20 protein-coding genes and 2 pseudogenes are annotated in these 18,951 nt (G+C 36.5%); 16 read left to right on the forward strand and 6 right to left on the reverse strand.

Features of this window, described 5'->3' with window-relative positions; all coding sequences use genetic code 11:
• The first annotated feature begins 48 nt into the window (after positions 1-48).
• The 4 genes from BHU72_RS01505 (at position 49) to BHU72_RS01520 (ending at position 3,791) form a co-directional block, all read left to right on the forward strand.
• Entirely contained in the window at positions 49-516 is a 468-nt protein-coding gene (locus tag BHU72_RS01505; protein WP_069700839.1) for a NapC/NirT family cytochrome c, read from the forward strand.
• Between the two features lie 284 nt (positions 517-800).
• On the forward strand, positions 801-1,982 hold the full coding sequence (gene trpB / locus BHU72_RS01510; protein WP_069700931.1) for a tryptophan synthase subunit beta: 1,182 nt from the start codon (positions 801-803) through the stop codon (positions 1,980-1,982).
• A gap of 221 nt (positions 1,983-2,203) precedes the next feature.
• A complete protein-coding gene (locus tag BHU72_RS01515; protein WP_069700840.1) occupies positions 2,204-3,022 on the forward strand; it encodes a MotA/TolQ/ExbB proton channel family protein in 819 nt (272 codons plus the stop codon).
• Positions 3,015-3,791: a flagellar motor protein MotB gene (locus tag BHU72_RS01520; protein ID WP_176720365.1), complete on the forward strand. Its 777-nt coding sequence runs from the start codon at positions 3,015-3,017 to the stop codon at positions 3,789-3,791. Before BHU72_RS01515 ends, BHU72_RS01520 begins: the two co-directional genes overlap by 8 nt.
• Before the next feature lie 102 nt (positions 3,792-3,893).
• On the opposite strand, the gene BHU72_RS01525 is transcribed toward BHU72_RS01520, so the two are convergent.
• The 3 genes from BHU72_RS01525 to BHU72_RS01535 are packed head-to-tail and all read right to left on the reverse strand — an operon-like array spanning position 3,894 to position 6,324.
• Entirely contained in the window at positions 3,894-5,033 is a 1,140-nt protein-coding gene (locus tag BHU72_RS01525) for an acetoin utilization protein AcuC (protein WP_069700842.1), read from the reverse strand.
• A complete protein-coding gene (locus BHU72_RS01530) occupies positions 5,023-5,682 on the reverse strand; it encodes an acetoin utilization AcuB family protein (protein WP_069700843.1) in 660 nt (219 codons plus the stop codon). Before BHU72_RS01530 ends, BHU72_RS01525 begins: the two co-directional genes overlap by 11 nt.
• Positions 5,683-5,694: 12 nt before the next feature.
• Complete coding sequence (locus BHU72_RS01535) at positions 5,695-6,324, reverse strand: GNAT family N-acetyltransferase (RefSeq protein WP_069700844.1); 630 nt, start codon at positions 6,322-6,324, stop codon at positions 5,695-5,697.
• A gap of 154 nt (positions 6,325-6,478) precedes the next feature.
• Between BHU72_RS01535 and acsA the strand changes: the two genes are divergently transcribed.
• Together acsA and BHU72_RS01545 are read left to right on the forward strand one after the other, a co-directional pair.
• The gene (gene acsA, locus BHU72_RS01540; RefSeq protein ID WP_069700845.1) at positions 6,479-8,209 is read left to right on the forward strand and encodes an acetate--CoA ligase; all 1,731 of its coding nucleotides are present in this window, start codon (positions 6,479-6,481) and stop codon (positions 8,207-8,209) included.
• 175 nt (positions 8,210-8,384) lie between these two features.
• The gene (locus tag BHU72_RS01545) at positions 8,385-8,693 is read left to right on the forward strand and encodes a hypothetical protein (protein WP_069700846.1); all 309 of its coding nucleotides are present in this window, start codon (positions 8,385-8,387) and stop codon (positions 8,691-8,693) included.
• A gap of 102 nt (positions 8,694-8,795) precedes the next feature.
• On the opposite strand, the gene BHU72_RS01550 is transcribed toward BHU72_RS01545, so the two are convergent.
• The 3 genes from BHU72_RS01550 to BHU72_RS15700 all read right to left on the reverse strand — a co-directional run bounded on the left by BHU72_RS01550 (position 8,796) and on the right by BHU72_RS15700 (position 9,846).
• On the reverse strand, positions 8,796-9,317 hold the full coding sequence (locus tag BHU72_RS01550) for a Fic/DOC family protein (protein WP_176720367.1): 522 nt from the start codon (positions 9,315-9,317) through the stop codon (positions 8,796-8,798).
• Positions 9,318-9,389: 72 nt separating this feature from the next.
• Positions 9,390-9,578 carry a hypothetical protein gene (locus BHU72_RS01555; RefSeq protein WP_069700848.1) on the reverse strand — a complete coding sequence of 63 codons (189 nt, stop codon included), beginning with the start codon at positions 9,576-9,578 and terminating at the stop codon, positions 9,390-9,392.
• 112 nt (positions 9,579-9,690) lie between these two features.
• The gene (locus BHU72_RS15700; protein WP_176720368.1) at positions 9,691-9,846 is read right to left on the reverse strand and encodes a hypothetical protein; all 156 of its coding nucleotides are present in this window, start codon (positions 9,844-9,846) and stop codon (positions 9,691-9,693) included.
• Between the two features lie 272 nt (positions 9,847-10,118).
• Here BHU72_RS15700 and BHU72_RS01560 point away from each other — a divergent pair, with 272 nt between their 5' ends.
• The 10 genes and pseudogenes from BHU72_RS01560 to BHU72_RS01610 all read left to right on the forward strand — a co-directional run bounded on the left by BHU72_RS01560 (position 10,119) and on the right by BHU72_RS01610 (position 18,945).
• A complete protein-coding gene (locus BHU72_RS01560; RefSeq protein WP_069700849.1) occupies positions 10,119-10,502 on the forward strand; it encodes a SecDF P1 head subdomain-containing protein in 384 nt (127 codons plus the stop codon).
• 330 nt (positions 10,503-10,832) lie between these two features.
• A complete protein-coding gene (locus tag BHU72_RS01565) occupies positions 10,833-12,392 on the forward strand; it encodes a Vga family ABC-F type ribosomal protection protein (RefSeq protein ID WP_069700850.1) in 1,560 nt (519 codons plus the stop codon).
• A 131-nt stretch (positions 12,393-12,523) separates the two neighbouring features.
• Entirely contained in the window at positions 12,524-13,126 is a 603-nt protein-coding gene (locus tag BHU72_RS01570) for a hypothetical protein (protein ID WP_176720369.1), read from the forward strand.
• A gap of 743 nt (positions 13,127-13,869) precedes the next feature.
• A complete protein-coding gene (locus tag BHU72_RS15705) occupies positions 13,870-14,013 on the forward strand; it encodes a hypothetical protein (protein ID WP_176720349.1) in 144 nt (47 codons plus the stop codon).
• Between the two features lie 111 nt (positions 14,014-14,124).
• Positions 14,125-14,732, forward strand: a pseudogene (locus BHU72_RS16445) (transglutaminase-like domain-containing protein).
• Between the two features lie 201 nt (positions 14,733-14,933).
• A complete protein-coding gene (locus tag BHU72_RS01585) occupies positions 14,934-16,073 on the forward strand; it encodes a hypothetical protein (RefSeq protein ID WP_069700853.1) in 1,140 nt (379 codons plus the stop codon).
• 189 nt (positions 16,074-16,262) lie between these two features.
• Entirely contained in the window at positions 16,263-16,832 is a 570-nt protein-coding gene (locus BHU72_RS01595; RefSeq protein WP_069700855.1) for a YdcF family protein, read from the forward strand.
• A 19-nt stretch (positions 16,833-16,851) separates the two neighbouring features.
• Entirely contained in the window at positions 16,852-17,382 is a 531-nt protein-coding gene (locus BHU72_RS01600) for a CDP-alcohol phosphatidyltransferase family protein (protein ID WP_245671825.1), read from the forward strand.
• A 164-nt stretch (positions 17,383-17,546) separates the two neighbouring features.
• Positions 17,547-18,310: pseudogene (locus BHU72_RS16450) on the forward strand (YoaP domain-containing protein).
• Entirely contained in the window at positions 18,307-18,945 is a 639-nt protein-coding gene (locus BHU72_RS01610; RefSeq protein WP_069700857.1) for a GyrI-like domain-containing protein, read from the forward strand. The pseudogene BHU72_RS16450 and the gene BHU72_RS01610 overlap by 4 nt, the downstream one beginning before the upstream one ends.
• Positions 18,946-18,951 lie beyond the last annotated feature (6 nt).

Consider the following 18,951-nt stretch of genomic DNA (forward strand, 5'->3'; position numbering starts at 1 on the left):
TTTTTCGAACATTATACGAAGTTAACTGAAAGGAAGGAGGTAAGACAAATGGCAAAATTCGATAAAAAGAAATTATGGATTATTGGAATTATAGCTGCTGTAGTTATTATCGGTGGTAGTGTAGGAGCGATCAAGTATACCTCTACAAATGCATTCTGCGTTCTATGCCATACTTATGAAGAAAACTCTTGGATGGTAGGACAGCATCCTGAAGTTAACTGTATTACTTGTCATACAAAGGGACTTATCATGGATAAGACTGTAGGGATTAAGAAAGTTTTCTTAACTGCTACTGGAATGGTAGATCCATGGCATGATAAGTTACCAGTTAAATTTAAGGAAGAAAAATGTATTGCCTGTCACTTCGAACCAGCTACTGATGAGAATAAAGATCTTATCGATAGACATGCGAAGTACACAGAAAACGTTGAAGGTTGCTTAACTTGCCACGGTAATGTGGGTCACGTTCAAGAAATCTTAAACGAAAAGTACGAATACAGTAAGCAACAACAATAATAATGATAAAATGAGAGTCACTTGATTCAATCAGGTGGCTTTCTTTTTTTACATTTATTAACACATACTTAATAACGAGGTACGTAATGTTTTGTCAGACTATAACCTAAAGCGGCTATTTATGGTAAATGTAATTTACGAATTAAATTTATTCACACAAGAAGGAAAAAACGAAAAAGAATCGAATAATTATGAATAATGCGCAACAAACTGTCAGAATAGTTTGTGAACACAGCATAAGTAGAGGAATGAATTTAGAGGAGATGAGACTAGTGGAAAAAGAAATGAAAAGAGAAACTGGATATTACGGGGAGTTTGGTGGTAGCTTTGTACCTGAGGAACTTCAAAAAGCATTGAACCATATTGAAGAATCCTTCTACAAGTATAAAGACGATCCAGAATTTATTGCTGAACTTGATTACTACAATCGTGAATATGTTGGCCGTCCTAACCCGTTGTATCTCGCAGAGCGTTTAACGGAAAAGCTTGGTGGAGCAAAGATTTATTTAAAAAGAGAAGAACTAAACCATACTGGTTCACATAAAATCAATAACGTGCTAGGACAGACATTACTAGCGAAGAGAATGGGTGCTAAGCGCGTCATTGCAGAGACAGGTGCTGGCCAACATGGTGTTGCGACAGCAACGGCATGTGCCATGTTTGGTATGGAATGTGTCATATACATGGGAGAAGAGGATACGAAACGTCAAGCATTGAATGTGTTCCGTATGGAGTTGCTCGGCGCGAAAGTCGTACCGGCTACTTCTGGAAGCAGAACGTTGAAGGAAGCAGTAGATGAGGCGCTAAAGGATCTTATGATGAATTATGAGAATACCTATTATATGCTTGGATCTGCTGTTGGTCCGCATCCCTATCCGATGATTGTACGATACTTCCAATCGATTATTGGTCGTGAGGCACGTCAACAGATTCTTGAAAAAGAAGGCAAGCTACCAGATGTCGTTATGGCTTGTGTTGGTGGTGGCAGTAACGCTATAGGATTATTTCATCCGTTTGTAGACGATAAAGAAGTGAAAATCATTGGTGTTGAACCAGGTGGAACTGGAATTGAAGATGGACTCCATGCGGCACCATTAGTTGCTGGTTCGCCAGGTCTTATCCATGGTTTCAAATGCTATGTAGTACAAGACGAACAAGGCAATCCGAAAAAGACGCATTCAATAGCTGCAGGCCTAGATTATCCCGGTGTTGGTCCTGAACACAGCTTTTTAAAAGCATCGGAACGTGGGGAATACGTGGCAGTAACGGATAAAGAAGCTCTTGATGCGTTTCAACAGTTATCGAAATTAGAAGGTATCATCCCTGCCTTAGAAAGTTCCCACGCAGTAGCGTACGCTATAAAATTAGCGCCACAAATGTCAAAAGACCAAACGATAATTGTGAATCTTTCTGGTCGTGGAGATAAAGACGTACAGCAAGTTTTTGAAATGCTTAAGAACAAGTAAAGCTTTCAAAAAGTGTACAACGTAGCTCAATACACTATAATATAACTATATACAAATGCCGGGAGTGATTCTCCCGGCCTAATTTATTTGTCCCCTGAATATTACATAACTACCAATTGTAAAAAAAATATCACTTCTATAACAAAATGTGATAAAATTATACATATATCTGTATTTTTTTGCTTAAAAATTAAGATGATAGATAGATTAGGAGAGGTTTCATGGGCAAATTTGATGTACTAACTGCTGGTGGGATGTTTGCAGGAATAACGATCTTAGCTATTGCGATGTTTATGGGAGCAGACTATCAGTTTTCTGGAATAATGGCATTCGTCAGTGCATCATCACTTTTTATCGTTGTTGGTGGTTTATTTTGTGCATTAGCAATAAACTTTACCATGAAAGAAATGAAAGGCCTTATAGGTATTATGAAACAGGCTTTCTACGAAAAGGATTTTGAAATTATTGGATTAATTCAAACGTTTGCTAATTTAGCGTCAAAAGCACGCCGTGAGGGATTACTTGCATTAGAGCAAGAAGCAGATGAGCTTGCAGATCCTTTTATAAAAAAAGGGGTTATGCTAGCCGTTGACGGTACTGAGCCAGAACTAATTAAAGAAATTATGCAGGCGGAAGTCATTGCTGTTGAAGAACGTCACCAAAAAGGTATTAATATATTAGTAAAAGGAGGAGAAATGGCTCCTGCCTTCGGTATGTTAGGTACAATTATTGGACTAGTTCTCATGCTTGGTAACCTTGAGAACCCTGATACAATTGGTCCGAAAATGGCGATTGCACTCATTACGACTTTTTATGGTTCCTTAATTGCAAACTTAGTATTCATACCATTAGCGGGCAAGCTTACGAATAAAAGTGAGCGTGAAATATTTATTCGACAAATTGCAATCGAGGGTGTTCTAGGTGTTCAATCTGGACAAAACCCTAAAATCTTAGAGGAGAAATTAAAAGCTTTCTTATCTACTGCAGAGCGAGAAATCTACGATAAGAAAGACGAGCAAGGGGAAGATGACCGTGGGTAAGCGTAAACAGGCGTCTGGTGGAGCACCCGCATGGATGGTTACTTTTTCTGACTTAGTAACATTGTTATTGTGCTTTTTCATCCTATTGTTCGCATTCTCTACGATTGATGTAGTTAAATTTAAAGCGATTTCTGATTCGTTCCGGAAGAAGAGTATTGTTGAAGGTGGGGTTAACATCATTTCTCCTGACCCACCACTGCACGCGAATACGAATGTGCCACTAGATGAGGATAAACATAGTAAAGATGAGGAACAAAAGCAAGACGAGGTTGCAGCACTTCAAGAACAACAACTAGATACGTTATATGAAGCCATTAAACAGTATCTAGAAGAGAATAAATTAGAAACCGTTATTTCTGCTAGTCGCGATGATAAAGGTGTAACTCTTGAAATTCGTGATCGTGTATTGTTTGATTCGGGACGGGCGGACATTAAGCCAGAAGGTATACCATTCCTCGCTCGTGTCGGACAGCTGATTCAGAATATGCCAAATCCTATTGAAATCGAAGGACATACAGACAACCGACCGATATCGACGGCACAGTTTCCTTCAAACTGGGAATTATCTGCTGCTCGTTCTACGAAAGTTGTTCGTTACTTCATCACACAGCATCAAATGGCCCCTGACCGTTTCACAGCGTTAGGGTTTGCAGAATTTAAGCCGATTGCATCCAATGTTACGGCCGATGATCGTGCTTTGAACCGAAGAGTTGTTATTATTGTTGGGAAGTTAACTGATGAAGAACTATTAAGTCAAAGTAGGAATTAAAATTTAGTGAATAGTATACGTAAGCAAAAAAATGCCTGACTCAAGGGTGGTTACCCCAAAGTCGGGCATTTTCGTTTATCCATTGAAAGGACAATGGAACTCTTACAACTTATGAAGGACCTTCTTGACTGTTAATAAGTTCTTCTCATCGATTTCCGGTTTGCGAGGCACTGGCTCATACATTTTCTCTGGATCTTTCATAGAGTGAGGAAGGGCCACAGGTGCATTCACAGACCATTTGTCAATCCAACTCTTCGGGATTGGTGCTTCCCGAATATCTTGATGATTCATTTCTGCCCAGAGTAATGACCAAGCTCTAGGAACAACTCTCCATAAGTCATATCCCCCGCCACCAATGGCGACCCATCTTCCTTGACAGTATGTGTGCGCTAACTGATGCACAAGCTTAGGTATTTCAGCGAATATATTAATCGTAGAATATAAGTGCGTTAAGGGATCCAGATAATGGGCATCACAACCGTTTTGGCTAATGATAATATCTGGTTTGAAATTTTCCATGACGGCTGGCAATACTTCGTACAAAGCTTCCTTAAAAGATTCATCTTCAGTAAACGGCTCTAAGGGAATATTATAAGAATATCCAAAACCATCGCCTTCCCCGCGTTCATGGATATTACCGGTTCCTGGGAATAGATACTTCCCCGTCTCGTGAAAGGAAATTGTCATGACGTTCGGATCATGATAAAAGATAGATTGCACACCATCCCCGTGATGAGCATCCGTGTCAAGGTATAGAACCTTTGCGTTATATTTTAATTGTAAGTGCTTGATTGCTATGGCAGCATCGTTATATACACAGAACCCTGAGGCTTTATCGGCGAATGAGTGGTGTAAGCCACCACCAAGGTTAAGGGCGTGATGACACTGACCTTCCATCACCATTTCTGCAGCTTGCACAGTACCACCGACGATTAGAGATGTTACTCGGTGCATATCTAAGAATGTAGGCGTATCATCTGTCCCTAAACCATATGTTGATGACATGTAGTCTGGAGTAGTAGAAGCATGCTTCACGGCATCGATATATTCTTTACTGTGAACCGTACCTAACATTTCATCAGATGGAAGCACAGGTGTAAGAATCTGATTTGACTCGATGATCTTCATAGATTGCATTAAATCTAACGTCATTTGCAAACGTACGGGATTAAAGGGATGTTCCTCGCCAAAACAATATTGATAATATAAGGCGTCATGTAGCAATAGACTCTTACCGCTCATTACATAGCCCATCCATAGATAGCCCTAACGGACCTTTCACTGTGTAACCAGCTTTCTCGATTGCAGTACAAATACGCCTTGGGTCCATGGTTTGCACGCGGAACACTAATGTCTTCTGACCTGTTTTCTTGCTTGGTTTTAGATAAACACTTGTAACATTAATATTTAAGTTTTTGAAAATCAAAGCGACTTCTGCAAGCATTCCAGGTTTATCTGTCACATCAACTTCGATATGCGAGCTTGGTTGGTTCACACCCATTAACTCAACTAATGTGTGTAGGATATCAGTTTCCGTGACAATACCTACAAGCTTTCCCTTTTGAATCACGGGGAGGCATCCAATCCTAAACTCATAAATGACACTAGCAGCATCTTCTACGAAATCCAACGGATGAGCAGTAATTACATTCGTTATCATAATATCTTTTAATTTTGTACGTTGTAATAGATCATCTTGATCTTCATTCACCAAACGGGAAGGACATACATCTCGTAAATCACGGTCAGAAATCATACCTACAAGCACTTGATTTTCTACAACAGGTAAATGACGAATTCGATTTTCTTTGGAAATTCTTAATGCGGTAGCTAAAGAGTCTTCCGGTGATGCAGTGACAACGTTCTTTTTCATGATTTCTTCGATTAACATATTTATCCCCCACTAGAACATATGTCGATTTTTAAAGCGTAAATTATCAAAGGTCTCCATCGATTCCATCGGAACATTCGGACCAATCCTTGCCATCAAGAGGTTAGCTGGATGAGAGCAAATTTCAGGGTCATCGGTTGCAAAATACTCCATCCCTACGCTACTCATAATTTTCTCCATAATTTTGCGGTAATCCCATACCGATAAACCAGTATTCTTCAAATCCCAATGCCAGTAGTATTCAGTCGATATGACAATGAAGTTATCCATTTCAGGGTCCATAAATGCGATTTTCATCATTTTCTTCGCTAGACCAAACGCGCGGTATTCCTTAGAAACTTCGATTGCACCTAATTCTAACAGATCGTCCATATTGCCTTCTGCCCATCGTTCAAAAGGGTCAGGGTAGTGGAACGTGATATAGCCGACTAATGTATTACCGTCGATGGCGCCGATAATTCTGCCTTCTGGTAGTTCGGAAATTTCAATAAGAGCAGTCTTTTGTTCTGCTGGAGTTCGGAAGGCAACTAGCTCATGGTGAAACTCTAATTCGCGAATCGTATCTGGGGCTAAAGGTCCTGCAATCGTTAGTGATTTACCGCTCCCAAGATCCACTTCCGAGGAAAAATAATTTTTATTCATTTGTTTCCTCCTTAACTGTACTATATCATAGAATACTATTGACATACTATATTAAAATGTTATATAACAGATAGTATAAGAATATAAATAAGTTAGATATTTATAGTATATTTTACCACACAAAAAGGTAGAGGAAAAGAACAGGGGGTCCATTATGGAAAAAGAAATTATTGCTGCGGTTGATACAGATTGCAACTTGAGAAGTTATGAAGAGGCTTATGAGAATTTTTCATGGGAAGAGGTTGAGAAGAACTTTTCCTGGAATGAGACGAACAAAGTAAATATCGTATATGAAGCAATTGACCGTCACGTGGAAAACGGAAATGGTGACAAAGTTGCTTTGATATACTCTGATACAAGCCGCGAACAAATCTTAACGTTTGCTGATTTAAAAGCAAAGTCCAACCAGTTTGCGAATGTGCTACGCAATAAAGGCATTGGTAAAGGTGATAGAGTCTTCATCTTCATGAATCGTAGCCCTGAGCTATACATAGCTCTACTTGGTTCGTTGAAAATCGGCGCCATTGTAGGACCACTATTCGAAGCATTTATGGAAAACGCTGTAACAGACCGCATGATGGATAGTGCTGCTGTTGCTATTATAACAACGAGCGCACTTGTTGACCGTATTGCATATAAAGACCTACCAGATTTAAAGCATGTAATCGTTACGAACTTAAATAAAGATAAGAACGAGAACGACGAAAAGACATCATTCTATGACTTTGCTGAAGAACTAACACAGGCATCTACAGAAGCAGAAGTTGAATGGTTGAATCGTGAAGATGGCATGCTGTTACATTACACATCTGGTTCTACAGGTAAGCCGAAGGGTGTTCTGCACGTTCACAATGCAATGATTCAACACTATCAAACGGCGAAATGGGTACTAGACTTCAAGCCTGGTGATGTGTACTGGTGCACGGCTGACCCAGGTTGGGTAACAGGTACATCCTATGGTACATTTGCTCCATGGCTACATGGAATTACGAACGTAATTCGTGGTGGTCGTTTCAGCCCAGAGGACTGGTATACAACGTTAGAGAAGTATAAAGTAACAATCTGGTACAGTGCGCCAACAGCGTTCCGTATGTTAATGTCAAAAGGATCAGACATTATTGAGAATTATGACTTAAGCTCGATTCGTCACATTTTAAGTGTAGGAGAACCTCTGAACGCAGAAGTTATTCGTTGGGGATTAAAGACATTTAAGAAAAGGATTCATGACACTTGGTGGATGACAGAAACAGGCGGACAAATGATCGTAAACTTCCCTAGCATGGATATTCGCCCTGGATCTATGGGTAAGCCGTTCCCAGGTATCGTTGCTACAATTGTAGACGATAGCGGAAAAGAGCTTGGTCCGAATCAAATGGGTAACCTTGCTATAAAAGCTGGATGGCCTTCCATGATGCGCAAGATTTGGAACAACGATGCGAAATACAGTGAGTATTTCCACTTCCAACCTTGGTACATCTCTGGAGACTCCGCATACAAAGATGAAGACGGTTACTTCTGGTTCCAAGGCCGTGTTGACGACGTTATTAACACAGCAGGGGAACGCGTAGGTCCATTTGAAGTAGAGAGTAAATTAGTAGAACATCCTGCCGTTGCAGAAGCTGGCGTTATCGGTAAGCCAGACCCTATGCGTGGAGAAATCATTAAAGCATTTATCTCATTACGTGCAGGCTATGAGCCAAGTGATGAGTTGAAAGAAGAGATTCGCCAATTTGTTAAGAACGGTTTAGCTGCTCACGCTGCTCCAAGGGAAATCGAGTTCAAAGACGGACTACCGAAGACTCGAAGCGGTAAAATCATGCGCCGTGTACTAAAGGCTTGGGAGTTAAACCTTCCAACTGGCGACTTGTCGACAATGGAGAAGTAATTCTAAATATAGAAAATATAACTGAACTCAGCCTGTTCTATGATTGTTATAGGCGAATGAGTTCAGTTTTTTTTCATTAGTTTCTTGATTGGTGGTACATGTTGACATAAAATGAATGATAGTAAGGTAATCTAGAAGAAATTTTGTTACATGATTTTATAGGAGTGGTGTAAGAATGAAGATCAATTTAATAATATTTGTCAGTTCAAAAGAAGAGAAGCATATCTATGAAGTGTTCATGAAAACATTTGAATCTGCTATTCGTCCGAACATAGGGGATATAATTGACGATCCTGGTTTCGACCCGAAATTCCACAATGGATATGAAGTCGTGAAAGTCACAATCAGTTATGCAAATGATGAATGCTGGGTTTCTTTAGCACCAATGGTTATAGAGCTACAGGATATAGAAGTAGCCTCTTACATGGAGAAGCTTGTGTCCAATGGATGGGTTATTGTTTCTAGAGACGAACTTGCAAAGTAGTATTGAGGATAGTCTATGTTCGCGAAGATACGGTTTGACGAAACATACTATAAAAGCACATAAAAAGCAGGTAAGATAAATTGCATCTTACCTGCCTACATGTCAGTCACTAATTGTACGTTTAATACAATCGGCTAAGCGCTTATAATCTATTATTGATTCTATAAATGCTTCGAGAAGTTCGTCTTCACCAACAGCAGTCCATTGGAGGTTATAATTACAGTTTAAAGCTAAACACCGTAAAAACTCTCTTATTGAGCGTCCGTTTCCTTCACGAAATGGGTGCAGCATATTTAGTTCAGCCATATAGAAGGCTGAATTAACAGAAAATCCTTCTAGTGTGGTATCTTTCAAATAGTTATCTGATTTTAACTTATCAAACAAATCCTTAGCACATGGCTCGATATATTGAAAAGAAGCGAAACTTGTCATTCCCTTTGAAATGTTTTCTTCTCGAAGTTTACCAGCAAAAGGATATAAATCTTGAAAGATATAATGATGAATTTTCTGTAAATGATGAAGGTCAAAAGTTCCTTTAATTGGCGTAGACTCAAGTTCTAATAACCTTTGAGCTGTATAAAGACTCTCTGCTTCATTTAAAATTTTTTCATCTTTAATGTCCAATTTATTAATTAATATATCAATGCCAGGGTAGCAATATTTAGATTTTGAAGAATCGTATTTAAAGGACATAATTTACTTTCTATATTTGCTTAAGATGTAATCAGTAATATTATTAATAGCCTGCTCGCTTGTCATTTGACCTCTTAGATATTTTGTACCATATACAACCGAACGTCTATTCATTTTAATACCTTCTACGCCAAGGGTAGCTCTGACGTTTAACATAGATTTTTTTATTCTTTCATTAGACATAAGTTTCATAGTGATTGCCCCCTTGTTTTATAATTCTCTATATATTATATTATTATATGTTGAAATGGTCAAAGTAGTTTAATGTATTCATTTATGTGGTATATGAGATTAGGCATGCAAATCAGGTACAGTAATTGGGGTTTCCCATCAAAAGATCTGCTGGAATGTAAGTACATGGAATACCTTTTTTAAAATCGCCAAGCTCCTCTGCTGTTGCGTTACTTTGAGGGACAAATGTTAATATCATAATGAAAAAGAGAATAATAATACTTTTCATATACGTTCCTCCTACTTACTTTGTTGCCTATATTATTGCTAAAACAAAGAAAATGATGTGTTTACATATCCGCCCAACTTCCCAAAATAGGATTTTTGGGTATTTTTTTGCCTCTTACAAGCACTTAGTTTTCTAAAACTTTAGAATAAAGGAATTATTGGAAGAATTATAGAATTAAGGAAGAAAGAGTTTCTAAACAGTATCAATGAGCAGTTAAACATTTTAAGTAAATCCTTAGATTGTATACGAATGAAAGAAAAGGGAGTTTTTTCATGAAAAGAATGATCATAACGACTATTTGTATAGTTCTAATTACAATGGTAATAGGATGTCAAAAGACAATTCAAGAACCTGCGCAAATAGCATTTAAAGCAGAGAATGGAACGGTATTAGCTACAGAGTATGATTTGGTAGCTAAAGAGGCAAAAACTCAAGAGATGGATGGGATCAATGAGTTCTTAATGAAATTCAAGGACCCTAAGAAACTAGCAAAAATGACAGAAGAAAATCTAGGGAAGCCTATTCATATCTACTATAAAGACGAGTTAATATCCTCACCAATTGTGAATAATACCTTGATTGACGGATGGGTAGTTGTTACTGGAATTGATGAAGAAACAGTAATGGAAATGATTCAAACAATTCAGCAGCAGTAAGGATGAATACAGAAACGAAATCTCTAATAATGGTACGAATTGACATTGAGAAGGATATCATATAAAGTGAAATGTATAGCAACCACGGGAAGGGTGACGCAACGAACATGAAGTACTAATCCTAAGATCGAAAGCTTGAACTGAAGGAATTTTAAGTAGAGAATAATTCTGCTTATTTTGTATTGCCTTCAACACAGTTTTCAGAATAGGATTGGATTTCTATAGTTGTGACCCAAGTGTTTTTATCTGTGCGTCTTACTATACCCATGCCCCTATTCTGATATAGATGGGGCATTTTTTGTCCCTAAAAAATCGAATGGGGATGACGGTATGATATTACTTGAAGCGCACAATCTTAATCATTATATAAAAGATCGACTATTATTAAATATTAATCATCTACAAATTCACAAAAATGACCGAATCGGTCTAGTAGGCCATAATGGCAGCGGTAAGACAACGTTGCTACATGTTTTAGCAAATATTATAAAACCTGATTACGGGAACGTTACGCACTATGCTTACGTGGAACTATTACCACAGCTTAAAGAGACAAAGACAACCAAAAGTGGTGGAGAAGTGACGCAAGCGTATATCAATGAAGCAATTATTAAGGCGCCTGAGCTTTTGTTAGCAGATGAGCCAACAACTCACCTTGACGCAGAGCACATTGAGTGGTTAGAAAAGAAACTCATCCAGTGGAAAGGTGCTTTCGTCGTCATATCTCATGATCGAACTTTTCTCGATGCACTATGTACTAAGATATGGGAAATTAATGAAGGTGAACTCACTGAGTACCATGGGAATTATACAGACTACATGGAACATAAAGCTATCGAACAACGTCAAAGAGAATTAGCTTATGAGAACTACATGGCGAAGAAAAAGCAGTTAGAATCAGCGATATTATTAAAGGAACAAAAAGCGGCCAAAGCGGTCAAAACTCCCAAAAACGTCAGTAATATCGAAGCTAGCAAAACAAAGCCATACTACGCACAAAAGCAAAAGAAGCTGCAAAAAAATGCAAAAGCCATAGAAACCCGATTAGAAAAGTTAGAAAAAGTAGAGCCAGTTAAAATTGTATCCGCAATAAAAATGGACCTACCAAACTGGGAGAACTTTCACTCCCGTACTATCCTTTCGGTTCAAAACAGCAAAGGTATAGTTGGCAACAGAATATTATGGGAAGAAACAAACTTCTCTGCCAAAGGCGGAGAGAAACTCGCGATTACCGGTGCAAACGGAAGTGGGAAGACCACTTTATTACACAAGCTAATCCATCAAGAAGATGGGATTCGGTTCTCCCCATCAGTGAAAATAGGCTATTTCAGTCAAACACTTAACATAATAGATAAAGAACTGTCGATTCTAGAAAATGCAAAGTCTAACTCAAAGCATGATGAGACTCTGGTTCGGACAGTACTTGCACGGTTAGGTTTTATTGGAGAGGACGTTCATAAAAAAGTTGTGGTACTAAGCGGTGGAGAACGTGTGAAAGTAGCTTTAGCAAAAATCTTCCTAAGCGATGTAAATACTCTAATACTAGATGAACCAACGAACTTCTTAGATGTTGAAGCTGTGCAAGCCTTGGAATCTCTATTGAAGGAATACGAGGGCACAGTAATTTTTGTTTCACATGACCGACGTTTTATTAAGAATTTAGCTACACGAATATTGTCCATAAAAAACGGTAAAATTGAGATTTTTGATGGAACTCTTGAACAATTTCAGCAGTTGAAAAAGCAAAATAGCAGACCCGACCAAGCGGATGAAAAACTGCTGCTTGAAATGAAAATCTCAGAAGTTTTGAGTCGATTAAGCATGAATCCAACCGAGGAATTAGAGAAGGAATTTCAGTTACTTCTACTGAAGAAGCGAGGTATGAATTGACCATTTCCAGGCGGAAGTGGTTTTTTCTATTTCAATTATAAAAGGGTTTTGTGGTTTAATGTGGAAATTACATACAATACATACAATACATACAACGGATACGAGGGATTTATCTCCTGAAATACAAACTATTGATTGGAGTTGGGACTATTTTGAAAATAAAAAGGTACTTAACTATTATTATAGTTTTATTAATCACTCTATTGGTAAGCTTAATATCTAATGGCACGCAAGAAATTCAGAAAGCTAATTATGAATTATTCACAGTAGATAGGATTAAAGAAGGCTATCACCTGTTTACTAATAAGGATGAAAATTTTATTGTAAACACATATATTAGCAAATTATCATTTGAAGAAAACGAAGAAATTGATATTTTCTCTACTTTAGAATACATAGGTAAGAAGAAAAGTGTTCAAATATGGTCAGTGGGACACTCATATTTCAACCACAATATTTTTGATGGTAGTATAAATTATCATAAAAATATTGTGTTGACTATACTAACTACCACGAGACTAATAAAAGGCGAAACCTATATTTTGCCATTTATTAAAGAGGGTAGTTATACTGATGATCCTAAAGATGAATTTTGGAAAAAGTATTATACGGAGAAAGAATTGAAATTACCGAGTGGAAACTACACTTTCACTGCTAGCACTGGTTTTTCTTTGGATGAAGATTTAAAAGAACATGTGAATTTAGAAAATAAGTTTAAGGTATCGGTACAATAAAATCGAATCTAGTCTGGTATTACGAAAGGGTAGTGATTGGTATGGTTAGGCAATTACAATTAGTATTATTATTTTCCATATTAATTAATGTCTTTTTAATCTACAAAGCATATGTAGTTTCTAACGAAAATTTGAATGCTTATAGTTTATCTTATCAATATTTCAAATCCAATCATCAGCTGTTAATACACGCCCTTAAAGATAGTTTGGAGAGCGAGCAATAAGCAAGAAAATCGCAAACTATTAAGTGAAATCTTTAGTCTGAAAAATCACACGTATCTACAAGTAGAATAAATGCAGGTGTTTTAAATGAAAAAACATATCAATATACTTTACTTTTCTTGGATTGTAATTTCTTTGGCAATCTTTAGTTATTTAACAATAAAATTCTACCCAAGGTATCTAGAGAATGAATTTCCGCTATTTACAGACTTAACAGTGCTCATTTTTTTACCCTCTTACTTTTGTTTAACTTGGTTGGCTATACATCTTATGAGTATTATTACTAAAAACAGAATACTAAACGTAATTATTACTTTTTCTATAGTAGGCATTGCTTTTGTTATTTCTATAATAGGGTTGGAGTTTAACTTACTTATGAACACAGTAATTTCTTTATTAGCCCTTTCAATAGGATCTGTACATTATTCAATAACTTTCATTTTGTTTTACTTAAGCGATTTTAATAAGAGTTTAAATAACAAATAGAGTCATAGATTTATGTTAGGATCGAGGTGAAAGCATTGTATTATCTTTACGCTTTAATATTAGCTGGTATATCTATTTTCACAGGGGAAGTTGTAACATTCATTATGCTAGGCTTTATTCTAATGGCTTTAAATAATATTCTGTATGCTCTTAAAGATATTTCTAAGAAGCTAGATTAATAACGTAGGGATCATAGGGTTTAAGATTGCTGACTACCGGCTACAAAGTTGACCATACATTTATGTAATAAGTATACTGTTGCAACAATCAAAAAAACTGGAGAGAAATCTATGAGATTCCAATGCGAGCTAGATACCCTAAGTGAATATCTAATAGAAACTGAAGAAATAGACTATAACAATACAATGATTCAAGACAAAGTCAAAGAGTTAATTGACGGACTAACTATTGAAACAGAGATTATCATGAGAGTCTTTGAGTTTGTACGTGATGAGATATCACATTCTTGGGACATTCAAAGCTCAAGAGTTACAAGAAAAGCATCAGAGGTTCTCTATTATAAAGAAGGAATTTGCTATGCAAAATCAAATTTATTGGCTGCATTATTAAGAGCAGTAAACATCCCAACAGGTTTCTGTTATCAAAAATCACATTAGGTGATACTCCAGATACAGGGTACTGTATACATGCTCTAAATGCGGTTTTTATCTCTCATTTGAGGAAATGGATTCGTATAGACTCCCGTGGTAACAAAGAAGGGATAGATGCTCAGTTCTTTATAGATGAAGAAAGAATTGCATTTCCAATTCGTGAGCAATATTTTGAAATAGATTATCCTATTATATATGCCAGACCGAATAGAAAAACGATAGAGACTTTAATCAACAACAAAAATTGCTTGGCAATGTACCAAAATGGTTTGCCATCAGATTTATAAAGATTACTAGTATCTTGAAGAAGTAGGTGGTAAGAATCAACGCATCTAAATCCATAACTTTTTATATGTCAGTTTGTTTAATCTTAATAGGTTTGAGCCTAGTAATTATGTTTGGTATAAGTTTTGCGACTGCCTTTATCGGTCTGTTTATAGGATTAAGCTAGGAGAAATTTTTGGAACAACTTCGAAAGGAGGAAACAAGTGATAGAAGACTATATCTTTTACCTTATATTACTAATAAGCTCTTTTTTAATGGTTTTAGAAGGGCTAAAAAAGCTTCGTGAAAAAAGAATAATCTACCAACAGAGACTCTCGCATCTTATCATGACAATAATAACTGCTATTTCTACTTATTTCACTTTTACAAATATGTGGGATTTCGCGGAGGCAAGAGTAATAACATCTATTTTACTTTTAGTTTTTACAACATTTATGGTATACACAATCCGTAAGTTAATGATTTCCAAGAAATACACGATATTCAATCTTTCACAATCTAAAGCAGCAGAAATGGTCGGTACAGTCTTAGTGGAGTTAGGACTGGATTTCAGTCGAATCGATGAAAATGAAAACAGCATCTATACCTTTCAAGATAGTAAAGCGACCATAAAAATAAAGGAGACTCTTTTATCGTCAGAAAATATTGAGTTGATGTTTCAACATAGTTACGATTTTTCGTTTACTGACGAGTTTATAGATATACTACGAGGAATAATTGAAGTAGAATTCCCAATGAAAAGAAGTAGACGAGGAGTCATAGAAATAATAACTGGTGTTGGTTTGTCTGTTTTAGCGGTAGTACTTTTTACAATGAATGTTCCCTTGTATGATACGTATGTAAACAAACAGGTCGCAAATGATTTTGATTTTATATACTCATATGGCTTTCATGGTAAGAGTGTTATGAATACTTATACGAATACGTATACAAAAGATTTACAAATGGCTAGCGTAAGAACTACAATCGTTTTCACAAAAGAAGAAAAAGATAGGATTTTGGCTGAACTCTTTTCTATTGATATATTGAATTATCCAGTTAGTTTTCCAGAATATATTAACATTACGCCAATTTCAAATTATACTTTAGAGGTGGGAATATTTCAAAAGAAGAAAACAGTAAATTGGACTTCAAACAACATCCCAATAAAAAGTATTAATCTAGATGGATCTTACATTTATTTTGAAGATAAAGATGCTTACCAAATGATTCAACTAATGAATTTAGTAAAACTTATTGAAGAGATTATTCAGTCAAAGAAAGAGTATCAAGATCTTCCACAAGGTATAGTAGGATATGCATATTACAACTTAACGGAGGAATTTATATGCATTTCGAATTAGGAACAATGTTAATACAATTTGCGAGTATCGTTATATTACTAGGAATAGTAGTATTAATTGTGATTCTAATGACTTTTCCTTTTAGGAAAATATTCAGAAATATAGCAAGATTAGAAACTAGGATGGATGAACTCGAAGAAATTATTAGGAACAAATTGAAATAAAGAGAATATTGATTGGAGCTACAGAATGAAGAAACTACTGATAGTATCGCTCAGTCTTTTCGTACTTTGGTTTATTATTCACACGATTGCTATAGTCATTGACGGCCTAAATGATGATATCAACGACAATGTTGTTGCAGATGTCGGTGTGGTACTTGGTAACAAGGTTGAGCTAAATGGCGTCCCTTCTAAGAGACTAGAAGCTAGATTAGATCGAGCAGCGGAACTTTATGAGCATGCTAGCATAAGAAGCATTATCGTAAGTGGCGGAGTAGGCAAAGAGGGGTTCGATGAAGCAGAAGTCATGAGCACCTATTTAATTTCAATGGGTATTCCTGAAGAAAATATAATAAAAGATAGCAATGGATACAACACACATCTTACAGCGGTAAATTCGAAGTTAATCATGGATGAGTTAGAGCTTGAATCAGTGGTAGTCATTACACAATACCATCATATAACGAGAACAAAACTAGCATTTAAGAAAATTGGATTCAAAGAAGTATATTCGGCACACGCTAGAATCTTTGAACTAAGGGACATATATGCTATTGCAAGGGAATTTCTAGCGTACTATAAATACTTACTAAAATAGGATGGAGGAGTTGAGAGACATGATTCCTAATTTCATATCATTGAGTCGAATCATCTTATCTCTGAGCCTATTTCTTATTACACCGTTCAGCCAAGCGTTTTATCTCATTTATATATATTGCGGAATTAGCGATATGCTAGATGGATTTCTTGCAAGGAAGATGGGAACGGAAAGTAGATTTGGTGAAATATTAGATTCTATTGCAGATATGGTCATGGTAGCTGTTCTTCTTGTAATCCTTTTTCCAATAATAAAACCTTCTGAACTAATTATTTTCTGGATTATAGTGATTGCGATTATAAGATTTAGTGCAATGACTGTGGCATTAATGAAATACAATGTATTTATAAGCCTACACACCTACGGAAACAAAATAACTGGGGCGATACTATTTGTTTTTCCTTTAGTAATCCCTTATGTACCTATGAATTTTTTGGCTTATGGGATTGTGATAGTTGCAAGTATTTCGGCTGTTGAGGAACTTTTTATACAGATAATGTCAAGAAAATTACAGGTAAATAGGAAGCACTTTTTCGACAGAAGTCTGTAATTTTATCACCCAGCTTTAAAAATTTTTAAGGATCAGATGATGGGAGATGTTTACTAAAAGAAGGAATAGTTTTCATGAAAAAACATTATAAAAAAGTTGCAGCCTGACAAACAATTGTCAGGTCTTTATGCTATTATGGAAAGAAATAACACTCCGGAGCTGATATTATGATTATTCAAATTGATCAGAGGAATATTGCAGATGAGCATATCTGTTGCGCAATTTCAGAGAAAACAGGTGAGAATTGTTCGAAGTCAAAAAAGGATTGGTTAATCGAGCGTTTCAAAGACGGTCTTGTTTTCAAAAAACTGAATGTTCGGGGAAAGGTTTTCATTGAATATATTCCCGCAGAAAAGGCCTGGTGCCCCATTGATGCAGATGGATATATGTATGTTAATTGCTTCTGGGTTTCTGGACAATATAAAGGTCAAGGTTATGGCACGTATTACTAAACGAATGTATTTCTGACTCAAGGATAAAAGGGAAAAAGGGGATTGTGATACTATCATCAAAAACAAAAAAACCTTTCCTATCAGATCCTAAGTATTTAAAATATAAAGGATTTAAAGTTTGCGATACGGCTAGCCCATATTTTGAACTTCTTTACTTACCATTTGAAGAAGAAACTTATGTGCCTAAATTCAGAGATTGCACGAAATTAGGGATTACAGAACATAAAGGAATGGTTTTGTACTATTCGAATCAATGCCCCCACACGGAAAAGTATGCAAATATAATCGCTGGGATAGCACAGAATAGAGGAGTTCCATTCTCTTTAATAAAAATCTCGACGATAGTGCAAGCACAAACCGCACCTTCTCCATTTACTACATATAGCTTATTTGATAATGGACTGTTTGTCACAAATGAAATTTTATCAGAGAAAAAGTTTAACAAATTATTAGATGATAAGGAGTCAAACAGATGACGGAAAAGGTTTTTGATTATAAAAAAGAATACAAAGAGTTCTACATGCCAAAAGACAAGCCTATGTTAATTGACGTGCCTTCCATGAACTTTATTATGGTTGATGGGAATGGGGATCCGAATGATAACCCAGAATTCGAGAATGCCGTAGAACTTCTATATGGATTATCTTATACAATTAAAATGAGTCATAAAAAAGGTAAACAACCAGAGGGATTCTTCGAGTATGTAGTTCCACCTCTTGAAGGACTATGGTGGGTAGAAGATGGCCAATTCAGCTTTGATATAAGAGATAATTGGAAATGGACGGTTATGCTTCGCCAACCTGAATTCGTCACAGAAGAAGTGTTTCAGTGGGCATGTACAGAAGTTTCCAAGAAAAAGCCAGAATTAGATATCCAACTAGCCCGATTTGAGAATTTTGAAGAAGGACTATGTGTTCAAATATTGCATAAAGGTCCTTATGAGACTGAGCCGGAATCCGTTGCCTTGATGGATGAGTTTATTCGTTTAGAAGATTTGGAAGATTGCTTACGTACAAGGGGTAAGCATCACGAAATTTACCTTTCTGACCCACGCAAAAGCAAACCAGAATCGATGAAAACCGTCATTCGCCACCCTGTTGCGCGGAAATAGTTGAAA

The sequence above is a fragment of the Desulfuribacillus stibiiarsenatis genome, from assembly GCF_001742305.1.
Lineage (GTDB): Bacteria > Bacillota > Bacilli > Desulfuribacillales > Desulfuribacillaceae > Desulfuribacillus_A > Desulfuribacillus_A stibiiarsenatis.

Coding starts and splice junctions, on each gene's coding strand:
- BHU72_RS01505 (WP_069700839.1), top strand. CDS start 49: ATGGCAAAATTCGATAAAAAGAAATTATGGATTATTGGAATTATAGCT.
- trpB (WP_069700931.1), top strand. CDS start 801: ATGAAAAGAGAAACTGGATATTACGGGGAGTTTGGTGGTAGCTTTGTA.
- BHU72_RS01515 (WP_069700840.1), top strand. CDS start 2,204: ATGGGCAAATTTGATGTACTAACTGCTGGTGGGATGTTTGCAGGAATA.
- BHU72_RS01525 (WP_069700842.1), bottom strand. CDS start 5,033: ATGAGCGGTAAGAGTCTATTGCTACATGACGCCTTATATTATCAATAT.
- BHU72_RS01530 (WP_069700843.1), bottom strand. CDS start 5,682: ATGTTAATCGAAGAAATCATGAAAAAGAACGTTGTCACTGCATCACCG.
- BHU72_RS01535 (WP_069700844.1), bottom strand. CDS start 6,324: ATGAATAAAAATTATTTTTCCTCGGAAGTGGATCTTGGGAGCGGTAAA.
- acsA (WP_069700845.1), top strand. CDS start 6,479: ATGGAAAAAGAAATTATTGCTGCGGTTGATACAGATTGCAACTTGAGA.
- BHU72_RS01545 (WP_069700846.1), top strand. CDS start 8,385: ATGAAGATCAATTTAATAATATTTGTCAGTTCAAAAGAAGAGAAGCAT.
- BHU72_RS01555 (WP_069700848.1), bottom strand. CDS start 9,578: ATGAAACTTATGTCTAATGAAAGAATAAAAAAATCTATGTTAAACGTC.
- BHU72_RS15700 (WP_176720368.1), bottom strand. CDS start 9,846: ATGAAAAGTATTATTATTCTCTTTTTCATTATGATATTAACATTTGTC.
- BHU72_RS01560 (WP_069700849.1), top strand. CDS start 10,119: ATGAAAAGAATGATCATAACGACTATTTGTATAGTTCTAATTACAATG.
- BHU72_RS01565 (WP_069700850.1), top strand. CDS start 10,833: ATGATATTACTTGAAGCGCACAATCTTAATCATTATATAAAAGATCGA.
- BHU72_RS01595 (WP_069700855.1), top strand. CDS start 16,263: ATGAAGAAACTACTGATAGTATCGCTCAGTCTTTTCGTACTTTGGTTT.
- BHU72_RS01600 (WP_245671825.1), top strand. CDS start 16,852: ATGATTCCTAATTTCATATCATTGAGTCGAATCATCTTATCTCTGAGC.
- BHU72_RS01610 (WP_069700857.1), top strand. CDS start 18,307: ATGACGGAAAAGGTTTTTGATTATAAAAAAGAATACAAAGAGTTCTAC.